A 13,759-nucleotide genomic window follows, 5' to 3' on the forward strand; every position below is an offset into this window, starting at 1 on the left:
TATTGGCAGATTTCGTTCTTTTTTACACGATATTTATTTATCGATACTTGTCCTTCCGATCATTACACGATACTATATATACAGTTTTTAGATATTTTTTTATCGATTACAGGAGGTAACCATGTCTATCGAAAGCAAACTCAAGCGGGAAACACATAAAGCACAGCCGATCGGCGATGAAGCAATGCTTAACGACAGTATTCGGAAGGTAGCTGCGGCACAAGCCCGCTATGCCCGGTACAATCAACAGCAGGTGGACGCCATCTTCCGAGCCGCTGCCATGGCGGCGGCCGGGGCAAGAATCGAATTGGCGAAGCTTGCCGCCCAGGAAACAGGAATGGGAGTCGCCGAGGATAAGGTGATCAAAAATCACTTTGCATCGGAATATATCTACAATAAGTATAAGGACATGAAGAGCTGTGGGATCATAGAGGAGGACCTTACCTTCGGGGTTGCAAAAATTGCCGAACCACTTGGTGTTATTGCCGGTGTAGTGCCTACAACGAACCCGACAAGTACAACCATTTTTAAGGCCCTCCTTGCCCTTAAAACACGAAACGGTATCATCTTCAGTCCCCATCCCCGGGCAAAGGTGTGTACCATAGAGGCCGCCAGGATCGTTCTTGAAGCAGCGGTGGCTGCAGGGGCACCGAAAGATATCATCGGCTGGATCGAAGACCCCTCGGTCGAACTGAGCAGGCAACTGATGGAACACCCGTCTATCAGCCTTATCCTCGCAACAGGAGGCCCAGGCATGGTAAAGGCGGCATATTCGAGCGGAACTCCAGCCATAGGTGTCGGAGCCGGCAACACTCCGGCACTGATAGACGAGAGTGCAGATGTCAAAATGGCGGTGAGTTCCATTTTGATGAGCAAAACCTTCGACAACGGCATGATCTGCGCCAGTGAACAGTCCGTTGTGGTTGTCGAGAAAATCTACCGAGAGGTAAAAAGCGAGCTGGTATGCCGCGGGGCTTACATTCTCAACAAAGAGGAAAAGGAAAAGGTTGGTCGGCTGATGTTCGGCGAAGGAAAACTCTCTCCCAAAGTAGTCGGCCAAAAAGCCTCGACCATTGCCGGGATGGCGGGTTTTACGGTTCCCGAATCCACTAAAGTGCTGGTTGCCGAAGTCGAAGCAGTGGGAAGCAAGGAGCCGCTGAGCGCTGAAAAGCTAAGCCCGGTTCTGGCCCTCTACAAGCGAAAAGAGTTTTCACAGGCCTTGGAAACAGCCGCAGCTTTGGTCACCTTCGGAGGGCTTGGTCATACCAGTGTGCTTTACACCAACCCCGCACACAGAGAACGAATCGAACGATTCGGGGCAACCATGAAAACGGGAAGGACCCTGGTCAACATGCCGGCGAGTCAGGGAGCCATTGGCGATATCTACAATTTTTCACTGGAGCCGAGCCTTACCCTTGGCTGCGGGAGTTGGGGAGGCAATTCCGTAAGTAAAAATGTCGGACCGGAACAATTACTCAACTATAAAACCATTGCGGCAAGGAGGGAAAACATGTTGTGGTTTCGTGCCCCAAAAAAGGTTTTTTTCAAAAGAGGTTCGCTTCCCGTTGCCCTCGAAGAACTTGAAGGAAAAAAGAAGGCCTTCATCGTCACCGATCGCTTTCTTTTCGACTCGGGAATGACCAAGGTACTTACCGACCGCTTGGAAAAGATGGGCATCAAAACGGAAATTTTCAGCGAGGTACAGGCCGATCCCACCCTCTCCAACGCCCGAACGGGTGTCAGGCGGATGGATGCCTTTCAACCGGATCTGATCATTGCCTTTGGCGGCGGAAGCCCCATGGACGCCGCTAAAATCATGTGGGTTCTCTATGAACACCCGGAGGTGCACTTTCAGGATCTTGCAGCACGTTTTATGGATATCCGCAAACGGGTGTACCGCTTTCCCGAGATGGGCCAAAAGGCGAGCCTCATCGCAATTCCCACCACCAGTGGAACGGGAAGTGAGGTAACCCCCTTTGCGGTCATTACCGACGATGAAACAGGCATCAAGTATCCCATTGCCGACTATGCCCTTACCCCCGACATGGCAATCTGCGATGCGGAGCTTGCCGCCCAGATGCCCGCAAGGCTGACAGCATACTCCGGTATCGATGCGGTAACCCATGGGCTCGAGGCAATTGCAAGCATGCTTGCCACTGAATATACAACTCCTCTGGCTATGGAATCCATACGCCTTCTCTTTGAATACCTGCCCAGGGCCTATCGATTCGGTGCGGCCGATATGGAGGCACGGGAAAAAGTTCACCACGCCTCCAATATGGCGGGAATGGCTTTTGCAAATGCCTTTCTCGGGGTTTGCCATTCCATGGCCCATAAGCTCGGCAGCTTTTTCCACCTCCCCCACGGGCTGGCAAACGCGCTCCTTATCAACCAGGTAGTGCGTTTCAACGCTTCGGAAGCTCCGGCAAAGCAAGGTACCTTTCCCCAGTACACTCATCCCCAAGCGGCAGAGCGCTACGCCAGGCTCGCCGATTATCTCGGTCTCGGTCTCGGTGGAGGGACAATGGAGGAAAAGGTCGATACACTGCTTGATGCGATCACAAAACTAAAAGCGGATCTGGATATTCCGAAAAGCATTGCCGAAGCGGGTATCCGGGAAGAAGCCTTTACGAAGGAGCTGGATGCCATGGCAGAGGCGGCCTTCGACGATCAGTGCACCGGGGCAAATCCCCGTTACCCGCTCATCAGTGAGATCAAAGATCTCTATCTGGCTGCTTTTTCAGGGAAATCAGTGACAACAGCATACATAACAAAAGCATAAAAGACGGCAGGGCCGGCCGAGGGCATACACTTCGGTCGGCCTTTTTCATTTTCGCTCATGCAGATCAGAAAGCAGTCATGGACAATGGCTCCCCAAAGGGCTCAGCACTCGCTATGGCCGCAGCTGTGACACTTCTTGCAGCCCTCGATAAACATAAAGGTAGCATTTCCACAGACCGGACAGATGTCGGCATGGAGTGCATCGAAGGAAAAGGCGAACTGCTTTGCAGCCTCCTCTTCTTCCTCGTCGGGTAGTACCGGATAGCTGCTTTCGCCGAAGACCGTACCAATATGTTCTTCCAAGGCCTGGGCCACCGCATCGGGAAGGCTCATCACCCGGTTCTTTCCAAAACCACGCTGGCGGCCGCTGCCGATACTTCGCAACTGGGCAATCACGGCCTTCGCCCGCTCGACAGGTCCCAGAGGGCTGGGCATGCGCAGAATGAGACTAATGAGCCGCCCCAAACCTTCGGCATCGGCAGCAACGTCCGATCCTACCTTTGCAACGTTGATAAAGACCTCGAAAGGCTCTTCCATGCTGGCACCGTCGGCATTAACGGTGATATATGCGGTTCCGATTGGAGTATGTTTACGGTAAGTAACCCCATGAAGCATTGTGGGACGAACCCTCGGCTTGATCTGCTTCACCTCGACCGGGTTTTCCTTCTTTTCTTCCTCTTTCTTCAGGTTCAATACCTGTTCGTCTCTGCTGCCGTCACGATAGATGGTACCGCCCTTGCAGCCGAGATCGTACATCAGTTCATAGAGCTGCTTTGTCTGCTCTACAGAATACTGATTGGGAACGTTACAGGTTTTACTGATACTTGAATCAACCCAGCGCTGTATGGATGCCTGAACCTTGACGTGCTCTTCCGGAGAAAGGTCCATGGCCGAGACAAAATAGTCGGGAAGCTGCTCCGCTTCGGGATTGGCCTTTCGCCACTCGTCGTAGACGCCTACCCGCTCGATATTGCTTCCCATCCGTCCACGGCGCTCCCATTCCCAGAAATAATAGGGTTCGATTCCTGTGGAAGTTCCCACCATTGTTCCTGTCGTTCCGGTAGGAGCCTGGGTCAGAAGGGTAACGTTTCGAATACCATTCTCGGCGATCTTTCTTCGAATCTCCTCGGGCATCCCTTTCATGAAGCCGCTTTCAAGAAATGGTTCGGCCTCGAACTTGGGGAAGCTCCCCTTCTCTTTGGCAGTATCACTGCTGGAACGGTATGCCTCAACAGCTATAAAGCGGTACAGTTTATCAAGAAAAGCCTCGGATTCCTTACTACCATAGCGAATCTTCAGCTTGATCATCAATTCCGCAAGCCCCATTGTGCCGAGCCCCACACGCCGTTCCGAAAGCTGCTGCTCTTTGTTTGCCTCAAAAAAGTAGGGAGTATTGTCGATTACATCATCGAGAAAACGGACGGCATAGCGAACGGTGCGGCCGAGGTTATCCCAATCCACATCGTTGCCGTTTGCAAAGCGCGATAGATTGACCGCCCCGAGATTGCAGACACCCCAACTCGGCAGTCCCTGCTCCCCGCAAGGATTGGTACACTGGATCCTTGCGTAATAACCGGAATTACTCATGGCATTGTAGCGGTCGACGAAAAAGATCCCAGGCTCGGCGCTTGCCCAGGCGCTTTCGATAATGGAATTCCAGATCTCCCGAGCCTTCACCTTACGATAGACATTAACAGGCTTACCTGCGGCCTTCCAGGCCACGAAGTCGCCGTCCCACTCCTTATCATAACCGGGATAATTGGTATCGGGAAACACCAGTTCCCAATCAAGGTCCTCTTTGACGGCCTTCATAAAATCGTCGGTAATACCGACGCTGATATTCGCATTGGTGATCTGCCCCATCTGTCGTTTACTCGAAATAAACTCGAGAATATCGGGATGCCAAACATTGAGGATAAGCATCAGGGCACCCCTACGGCTGCCCCCCTGCTCGATCAAACCGGTAACAAAGCTATAGAGGGCCCCCCAACTCACGGATCCGGAAGAACGGCCGTTTACCCCTTTCACATATGCATGATGGGGCCTCAGCGAGGTCAGATTAATACCGACTCCACCGCCCCGGCTCATGATCTCGGTCATATGGCCCAGGGTTTTGATGATCCCGCCCCGACTATCTTCGGGACTGGGAATAACGTAGCAGTTGTAATAGGTAAGATTCTGATCGGTTCCCGCTCCTGTCAGGATACGTCCGCCGGGCACAAAACGCCAATCTTCAAGGAGCCAGCGAAAGCGTTCCGTCCACTCTTCCCGCTTCTCTTTGGTCTCCTCCATGGCAATACCGGAGGCCACTCGCTTTATCATCTGAGCAGGGGTTGTTTCAAGGGGCTTATCTACATGCTCAAGGCTCCGCTCGACCTCTTCGCCTGTATCAAGTTTGACGATAACGGTGCCGTTTTCCATTGCAGTGACGGAACCGATCTCCCGCTGACCGGTTTGGGGATTGCTAACGACGACAACAATATCCCCCACTTTCAGTGATTTCTTCGATCCGTCCTTCAATGCATATCGATCAAGAAAGATTTTTCTTCCCAGATCGTTGAGAGCATTCTTCTGTAACGACACCATTGTCCTCCCAGTTATAGTTTCGCTTAAGAGCGCCTGTCCGCCGGTGGAACACCACCCCACTCCACCGGACAGGCATTCATGAATTCAAACAGCACTAAGGTTAACGAAAAGGCGAAGGATATTCAACGAAAAAAATCTCCAATTGCCGTTTCTTAGCTCTTCTTTCCATTGCGTCTAAAGATAGCACCAATCCCACCGAAAAAAGAGTCTCTTTTCGGCCGATGTTGTCGTCCACCCTCGGCATCCTTCGTCTCGGGCACGAGAGCTTCCCTGGAAAAGAAGTGCTCATGGCTGAAATCAAAGACAAGGTAGGATACATCTCCGTCGCGATTATAGACGGGATGAACGGTGATCTGTTCTTTTTCCTTCTCAAGGTAAACATCAACGGCCGCATGGCTGTTTGCAGCCTTGGACAAAATCGATTGGGTAACAATATCCGCAGAGAGATTCTCTACAAAATCGCTTAGCAATTCGGAACGACTTGCCTTCTTTTTTTCCACATAGCCTTTGCTGATGTACTGAATACGGCCGAGAATATCCGTGATAAGGATAGGTTGGTTCATGTTGCCGACAAGAAAACCGATGAGAGAAGACTGGGCTCCGATCCTGAGCACAAGTTTACGGTTGAGTTCGTTGAGCCTGGTGTAGAGACGGCTGATCTGCCGTCCCAGGCGCCCAAGTTTTCTCAAGCTCACTTCCGGTTTGTAATCATCGGAACCGGTATGTTCGATCATCTTTTCGATTTCACGACTCACATTGCGACTTCGCATCAGTGCTGCACCGTAGAAAAGTGCAAGGATTGTAGCCACAACCACGGCAATAAACAGAAAACGCTCCGCCGTCAGTTTAAAACCAAGCTGGGAGGCAAGCTCGGGATGAAGGAAAAACCGATATCCGATTACTCCGAGGACAAGAACGGTCAAAACCGTTAAAAATCCGAGAAGAAGAATGTCCCGCTTCGATACAATGATCATATCAGCTCCTAATACTCTTTAACCGCTTCTATATCCTCATTTTTTCCGACTACCAGCAAAACATCCTGCTCGAGGAGTACCGTTTCGCTGTCCGGGAATATCACCTCTTCATTTTTCAGGGGATTACCTACTTCATCCACCGAAAGTGTGGTCCGTTTTATGGCGATAACGTTGATGGAGAAGCGTTTGCGAAGATCGAGTCGAACCAGGGTACTGTTGACGAAACTGCGGGGAACATAGACCTCGGCAAAGCTGATGGAACTGCTTATGGGGATTCGATCAAGGACATGGGGAGCAATAAGTCGCTGGGCAATCCTTCTTCCTTCATCGACTTCAAGGTTGATCACCTCGTCGGCCCCTACCTGCCGGAGAACCTCGGCATGAATCTCACTGATGGCCCTGGCCACAATATAGGGGACCCCGCTGCGTTTGAGTATGGCGGTGGTAAGAATCCCCGATTCAACGGCGTCGCCTATTGCCACGATGGCGACATCCACCTCTTCGAGGCTAAGAGCGGAGAGCCCCTCCTCATCGGTGGCATCCACCAAAACAGCCTGTGTTACGGCATCTTTCACCGCCTCCACCTGCTTAGGCTGATTATCAACGGCGATAACCTTTCCTCCCCGAGCCGAAAGCTCAAGAGAAACCTGGCGACCAAAGGTACCAAGTCCGATTACCGCAAAAACACGCTCTCGTGCCATATTTCCTCCCTCTCGTCACACATCACGTAGAAATATTACCCGTAGGATAGGCAACCGGGGACCGTTTCCCCTGCCTGGAAACGGCGGCAAGAATCGTCAAGGGACCGAGACGCCCCATAAACATCAAAGAAATGATTACCCATTTCCCCATACTACTTAGCCCTGCGGTGATTCCCGTCGAAAGACCGACGGTTCCAAAAGCGGAAACCGCCTCGAAAAGAATCCTATCCAGCGGAGCACGTTCGCTGGCGGAAAGCAGGATAGTCCCCCCGAAAACAGCAGAAACTCCAAAAAGGAGCACAAGAAAGGCGCTGTTGACCTGCTCCGGTTCGATGGAACGACGCATGATCGTCGCCTGCCCCCCTCCGCGAAGCACCGAACGAATATAAGCCCACACAATTGCAATATTGTTTATTTTCACACCGCCAGCCGTACTTCCCGAAGCAGCCCCGATAAACATAAACACGATCATAACTAAAAGGGTGGGGCTCTTCAGAGAATCAAAGGGGATGGTATTAAAACCGGCTGTACGCAGGGTTACCGACTGAAAAAAAGCAGAGAGATACTGTTGAGCAAGGGGAAGCTGCGCAAGGGCTCCTGTGTGCTCCAGACCATAAACAAGGTAGGTGCCGGAAAGCAGAAGAACGGCCGTTCCCACGAGAACCAGTCGACTATTCAAACTAATAGAACCTATTCCCGGCCGCCGTCTGCGAAAAAGCGCAACGATACGGACAGAAAAAAAATGTCGGAGATCGCTAATCACCGCAAAACTGATTCCGCCGATGATAATAAGCGCCGCCACCACAAGGTTTACCGAAAGCATGCCGCGAAATTGCTCGAGGCTGTCGGAAAAAAGGGCGAATCCCGCATTACAGAAGGCGGATACGGCATGAAAAACTGCAAGAAACAGGGCACTCTCAGAACCTCCGCCAGCTGCTCCCTTCATGGGAAAATAGAGCAAAAGGGCGCCGGCCGCCTCTAAAAAAAAGCTGGAAAAGATGATTGTTCGTAGATTCTTGGCAAGATTGGTCATATCTTTTTCGCTGAGCATATAGCTGATCAACAGCTTTTCTTCCAAGCTCACCTGACGACGAAAAAGGAAGATGGTAAAGTAGCTGATGATCATGATCGAGAGGCCGCCGATCTGAATCAGAATAAGGATACCGAGATGCCCCCAAAAGGTAAAAACCGTGGCGGTGTCCACCACAATCAGTCCGGTAACGCAAACGGCACTGGTAGAGGTAAAAAGTGCATCAAGAAAGCCGAGCCCCCCCGGCGAAATGGTAGTGAAGGGGGCCATAAGATAAAGTGCCCCGGTCAGAATCACCAACAGAAAGCTAAACAGGATAGTCTGGGCAGGATGAACAGAGATGCTTTCTACAAAGGTATTCAGGCGCATGATTCTGCTGAAGGTCTTTAAAAGAATAAAAATATTCCTCACGATGACAACACCGAGACTTAAGCCCATGAGATCATCGGGCGACCTACCGACATAGATAAGCTTGTTATAGACAAAGAGTACGACAAAAGCGAGAACAAAGAGAAGAGAAAGGATGTTTCGCCGAAAATAGAGCCACCTCAGCTTTGCCTCGGCAAAATCACGATACACCTCGAAAAGCAGCAGGAAAAGAACAATAAAATCAAGAATATTCGAATAAAAGGCAAAATCGGCAGCAAGGCTGCTCTGTTCTATAAAAAGAGTTATGACGCTCAAAATAAGGGTGACGACGACTAGAACATTGGAGCGAAGCTTTTTCACATTGATACCTCAAAGCCAAGGCCAGGTTCCCCGGTTGGGTAGAGTAGTCCATTTTTCACCTGCACCGCAGAAGCCGTGGTATCGTTGGTGAAGTCGAAATAGCCATCCAGATCGGCGTAGCGAACATCGGGCTGGGCGAGAGCGAAATGGAGCCCAGCAGCCACACCGAGGCCTGCCTCATCCATACAGCCGACCATGATCTCCTGTCCGGCTGCCCGGGCGATAGCGGCAATGCGCTCGGCTGGACGGATACCGCCTGTTTTCATGAGCTTGATGTTAAGCATATCCACCAATTTTTTACGGGCAAGATGAAAAGCATCGGAAAGCTTCAACAAACTTTCATCGGCCATGACAGGAACCACCCCGCGACCACCGGCACGAACATCTCCGAGAAGCGAAGGAGAGGCCGCCGGTGTCGGCTGTTCGATCGCCTCCAGTTTTGCTAAGGCGGTTTCTTCGATAAAACGCTGGGCCTCTTCAACGCTATAACCTTGATTCGCATCAAAGCGCAGGCCGACTCCCGGCCCCAGAAGTTCCCGAAGGCGGCGCACCTTGCGAATGTCCTCTTCCAGATTGAGCCCTCCCTTCAGTTTAATCGCGGAAAAGCCCTTGGCGATCCAGCGACGAGTTTCTTCGAGGGTCTCTTCGAGGGGCATGATACCAACGGTGACGCTGGTTTTTATGCTGCTGCGGCAAGCGCCCAGTAGCTGAAAGAGGGGAAGATGGGCTTTTTTACCAAGCAGATCGAAAAGGGCCATGTCTACGGCCGCCCTGGCCGTCGGCTCCTTGGGTAAGACCTTTCCAAGCTTTTCGATAAGCATTCCCATCTTCAGAGGATCGCTGCCACGCAGCAGCGGCTCTGCCGTTTCACGAAGGGCCGGTAAAATCGTCGTTTCGTTTTCGCCCGTTACCATTTCATCGGGAGCCGCAACCCCGCAACCGGTAAGCCCCGTATCGGTTACAATACGAAAAAAGACATTCACCGTCTCATCAAGAGTGCTGTAGGCAATGGTAAAGGGGGCCCGAAGTTTAAGGGTCACCGGCCACACCTCACAGCGAAGAATTTTCATACGATTCGGCCCTTAAAAAGGTCAACCAAGGCATCGAGCTTCTGAAGTAGGGGATCGGCCGTCGGCAATCCCGTAGCCGCGGCGATCTCTTCACATATAGAGGGAACCGCCTCCGGTTCAAGCCCCTCATGGTTGATGGTGATGGCCACAACGGGACATCCCGAAAGCATTTCGATCGCCTGAATTTGGGTTTCAAGAGAATGCAAGGGGTAGCCGGGCAGCCCATCATACTCCTTGCGGGCGGGAGCATGCTGCAGCACCACGGCCTGAGGTCTACCTGCAGCAAGGATTTCAAAACCACCAGGATAAATCGGATTCATCAAACTCCCCTGCCCTTCGATAACCATGGCCCTGGGATGTTCGGCATCCCAGGCAGAAAGAATGGCATGTTCGATTTCTCCGGCAACAAAGTCATTGATAAGGCTATCCATAATGAGTGAATAACGAGCCCCCTGGAGCCAAGCCGTTTGGCCGGTTCCTATGAAGGCGGTATCGATATCCGCAGCATCCAAGGCGTCTTTCACCTTCCATGCCGTGGTTCGCTTTCCCACCGCAGAGTCCGTTCCTAGCAGAGCAATCCGATAGCTCTCAACCTCGGATATACGACCGGTAAAGGGATGCAGGTATTTCCGTTCGGGGGTCTTTCGAATATCCCGGAGTGTAACCCCGTTTTTCTTCGCAAGAGCCGCGATTTCGGGATCATCCGACAAAAAGCTGTGGAGTCCGGAATCAACGCAGAGCCCGGCCGAGACAGCCTCAAGTACCGCTGCTCTTGCACTCTCGGAAAGGGCACCCCCATCGGGAGCGAGGCCAATCACAAAATGGGTGAGGGGTGTTCCGCTTTTTTCTGCCGCTTCCCGTGCATGGGAAAGCCTTTCATAGATTGGAATGCCGTTTGCCTTCCGATCGAGTATCAAGCCGGCATCACGTCCGGCATAGCGGCTATCAAGGAGAGCGACTACCTTGTAGCGCTTGGTAAAACGAACTAAACCATGGGCCGTTTTACCGTAAGGGGTATTAAAAAAGCCTTCGCAATAAACAACGGCATTGCCGTCGAAACCGCTTTTTTCAGCCATATATCCTCCTTAACAGGATACGACATATTGTAGCGTGAAGCCGGGGCTGATTCAACGGAGAAAAGCGCAACGGAAAACGAGTATGAAGAAAAATTGCCCTTATTTCGCAAATATATTATTTTGTTTATATAGGAGGATAACATAGATGAAACAGAATATAGGAACCATTGACCGGCTCATACGGATCGCTCTTGCGATCATTGCGGCGATTTTGCTCTTCACAGGACAGATTAACGGCCCATTAGCCGTAATTATTGGAGTTCTCGGGGTGATATTCCTTGCTACCGGGATTTTTGCCTTCTGTCCACTCTACATCCCTCTCGGCATATCGACAAAAGGGAAAAAAAGTAAGTAGTGTCCGGAATCCTGGTGGTTTTGTGCCGTTTTCCCCGGAGAAATCCTTTCGTTTCCTGGTTTACTTGATCTTTTGTACCTGTACTCTTGTAATTGATGGGAAGAAAAAGAATTGGGATGCTTTGACCACCAGGATTCGAAACACTACAAAAAGAGTAAGCGGGAAAGAACGTCATCGGCAAGCGGGCAGAAGCACCTTATAATAGACATTCATGCTTTCCAGTCCACCGCCGATGAAGGTATTGTTCGGTAGAGTCCCGGCATAGTGATAGCCCCCTTTGAGGAAAGTTGCATTCATGCCGAGGCTCTTCAGCCTGGCGATGGTGTAGGCTACCGGTATCTTTTTCTCCACTGTTTCCTGTTCCATGCGTCCGAGGAGAAAAAGAGCAAGGCCTGCCCCCCTGGCTTCGGGAAGTACTGCGAAATCGGTCATTTCTACACAACGGGAAAAAGCGTGATATTCGACCGAGGCAAGAGCGATCAGCCTCCTGTCTTCTCTATCTCTAATACCCAAATACTTGACATGGCTTTCCATAGTCTTCTTCAGATATGCGGGGCTATCAATTGGAAACGGGTAACGGTCAAAGACCCGACCGTACAGTTCCGCCATCTCCGGAATATCATCGGGAACACAATGGAACCATCGAAACCGTCCAGCGAGAGGAGGAAACGATACCTGTTCCACCTGTGCAAGCAGGCTTTGGAAGGATCTCATTTCTTCTCTATCGACTTGTCTACGTTGCGACATCCCTCTCCCCTTCCCTTCTTCACCATAGTAGGCAAGAAAGGCGACATCGTCCTGACCTCGAAAAAGCCGCGGGACGGTTGATTCCATGCAAAAGCCGGCCAGCAGGAAGGGAACAACCCGTTTCATGGGAACCTTGGCAAATATTTTTGAATAACCACGTTCACGATAGAGAATCAGAAGTGAAGCTATAAGCCGTTCATCCTTTTGCATGGCTATCGTGGCGGAGGCCTCGTCGGCCAAGGCCATGAGATAGATACGATCTCCGTCGGGGCCGTGTTGGATCAGAGCCCCCTCAAGCTGCTGCATAACATCATTCATTGCGTCGACCGATCCTTTCATTATCTTCAGGGGTAAGGGAATAGGTTTCGTCCCATTCAGAGAGAAGCTTTTCGATACCGATGGCGTTTCGCTCTTCGGCATCGGCAAATTTCAATTGAAGGGTGCACTCTTCACACGTACCGTCACAGCCTGGGTTGTGATATTGCTCGGGCTCACGATAGGTAGTAATAACACCCTCATAGTTACGAAGCACGACCTTGTTGGGGGACCAGCTCAAAAGATAGTTCGGCATGATCGGGATCTTTCCCCCGCCTCCCGGGGCATCGATCACATAGGTGGGAACGGAAAAACCGGAGGTATGTCCGATCAGACTTTCGAGAATTTCAATCCCCTTTCCCACCGGGGTCCGAAAGTGGGTAAGCCCTTCGGAGAGATCGCACTGATACAGATAGTAGGGTCTGACTCTGGAATAAACCAGCTTCTGCACAAGGGTTTTCATGAGTCTGGGGCAATCGTTCACCCCGGCAAGCAGTACCGATTGGTTTCCCAGAGGAATCCCTGCATCGGCAAGCTTTGCGAGGGCGGTCCTACTTGCATGTGTCAGCTCTCTAGGATGATTGAAATGGGTGTTAAGCCAGACCGGATGATGCTTCTTGAGCATCAAAACCAGATCATCGGTGACACGATAGGGTAAGACCACAGGCATGCGGCTCCCAATTCTAACAATTTCAACATGCTCGATCCTGCGTAGTTCAGTCAGAATCCAATCGAGATAGTCGTCGTCAAGCATAAGAGGATCGCCGCCGGAAAGCAGGACATCACGGACCGATGGAGTATTTCGAATATAATCAATACCCTTCCTGATCTGATTTTTATTTGGAATGGAATCGACATCACCTACTTTTCGCTTTCTGGTACAGTGGCGGCAATACATGGAACATATATTGCTGACATGGAAAAGAACCCGATCTGGATAACGGTGGGTTAGCCCCTCCACAGGACTATCCTTATCTTCATGAAGAGGATCTTCCCGTTCCCACTTCTGGACCACCAACTCCCTGGGATCGGCAAAGGATTGAAGGAAAATGGGATCGTTTTGGTAATCATCCTTCTCAATCAGGCTGAGGTAATAGGGAGTAATAGAAAGGGGAAATTGGGCTACCGTTGCCTCGAGTTCTTGCCGCTTATCTTTATCAAATTGTATTCCGGTAAGGGTCTCAAAGCTTGATATACTTCGTATTGAATGTTTCAACTGCCATCGCCAATCTCTCCATTTGGTAAAACCGGCTCCATTATCTATTTTTTCAGCTAGATCGCTCTGTTTCTTGGGGAATTTAATCATATTTGCTCCTTAGAGAGCAGTATATAGGAATAATATACGCAGGTCAATTATTTAGTACTGTAAGCAAATGGGAGAAAAAAAAGCGGGAA

10 protein-coding genes are annotated in these 13,759 nt (G+C 50.9%); 2 read left to right on the forward strand and 8 right to left on the reverse strand.

The genetic code is table 11. The features are described from left to right. The first annotated feature begins 121 nt into the window (after positions 1-121). Complete coding sequence (adhE, locus tag SPIRS_RS20025) at positions 122-2,782, forward strand: bifunctional acetaldehyde-CoA/alcohol dehydrogenase (protein ID WP_013256516.1); 2,661 nt, start codon at positions 122-124, stop codon at positions 2,780-2,782. Between the two features lie 101 nt (positions 2,783-2,883). Here adhE and SPIRS_RS20030 read toward each other — a convergent pair whose 3' ends face one another. From SPIRS_RS20030 to SPIRS_RS20055, 6 genes are all read right to left on the reverse strand, one after another. Further along, positions 2,884-5,367: an adenosylcobalamin-dependent ribonucleoside-diphosphate reductase gene (locus SPIRS_RS20030; protein ID WP_041866151.1), complete on the reverse strand. Its 2,484-nt coding sequence runs from the start codon at positions 5,365-5,367 to the stop codon at positions 2,884-2,886. Positions 5,368-5,519: 152 nt separating this feature from the next. After that, on the reverse strand, positions 5,520-6,341 hold the full coding sequence (locus SPIRS_RS20035; RefSeq protein WP_013256518.1) for a hypothetical protein: 822 nt from the start codon (positions 6,339-6,341) through the stop codon (positions 5,520-5,522). Positions 6,342-6,349: 8 nt separating this feature from the next. Beyond that, on the reverse strand, positions 6,350-7,042 hold the full coding sequence (locus tag SPIRS_RS20040) for a potassium channel family protein (RefSeq protein ID WP_013256519.1): 693 nt from the start codon (positions 7,040-7,042) through the stop codon (positions 6,350-6,352). Between the two features lie 22 nt (positions 7,043-7,064). Beyond that, complete coding sequence (locus tag SPIRS_RS20045) at positions 7,065-8,801, reverse strand: TrkH family potassium uptake protein (RefSeq protein WP_013256520.1); 1,737 nt, start codon at positions 8,799-8,801, stop codon at positions 7,065-7,067. Then, positions 8,798-9,871: a mandelate racemase/muconate lactonizing enzyme family protein gene (locus SPIRS_RS20050; RefSeq protein ID WP_013256521.1), complete on the reverse strand. Its 1,074-nt coding sequence runs from the start codon at positions 9,869-9,871 to the stop codon at positions 8,798-8,800. Before SPIRS_RS20050 ends, SPIRS_RS20045 begins: the two co-directional genes overlap by 4 nt. Then, positions 9,868-10,947, reverse strand: coding sequence for a DUF1611 domain-containing protein (locus SPIRS_RS20055; protein ID WP_013256522.1), 1,080 nt, complete (start codon positions 10,945-10,947; stop codon positions 9,868-9,870). Before SPIRS_RS20055 ends, SPIRS_RS20050 begins: the two co-directional genes overlap by 4 nt. 145 nt (positions 10,948-11,092) lie before the next feature. Here SPIRS_RS20055 and SPIRS_RS20060 point away from each other — a divergent pair, with 145 nt between their 5' ends. Beyond that, a complete protein-coding gene (locus SPIRS_RS20060) occupies positions 11,093-11,302 on the forward strand; it encodes a YgaP family membrane protein (RefSeq protein ID WP_013256523.1) in 210 nt (69 codons plus the stop codon). 171 nt (positions 11,303-11,473) lie between these two features. On the opposite strand, the gene ablB is transcribed toward SPIRS_RS20060, so the two are convergent. Continuing rightward, positions 11,474-12,367 carry a putative beta-lysine N-acetyltransferase gene (ablB, locus tag SPIRS_RS20065; RefSeq protein ID WP_013256524.1) on the reverse strand — a complete coding sequence of 298 codons (894 nt, stop codon included), beginning with the start codon at positions 12,365-12,367 and terminating at the stop codon, positions 11,474-11,476. Further along, entirely contained in the window at positions 12,360-13,670 is a 1,311-nt protein-coding gene (gene kamA, locus SPIRS_RS20070) for a lysine 2,3-aminomutase (protein ID WP_013256525.1), read from the reverse strand. The genes ablB and kamA overlap by 8 nt, the downstream gene beginning before the upstream one ends. Positions 13,671-13,759: the final 89 nt, after the last annotated feature.

The sequence above is a fragment of the Sediminispirochaeta smaragdinae DSM 11293 genome (assembly GCF_000143985.1).
Taxonomy (GTDB): Bacteria; Spirochaetota; Spirochaetia; order DSM-16054; family Sediminispirochaetaceae; genus Sediminispirochaeta; species Sediminispirochaeta smaragdinae.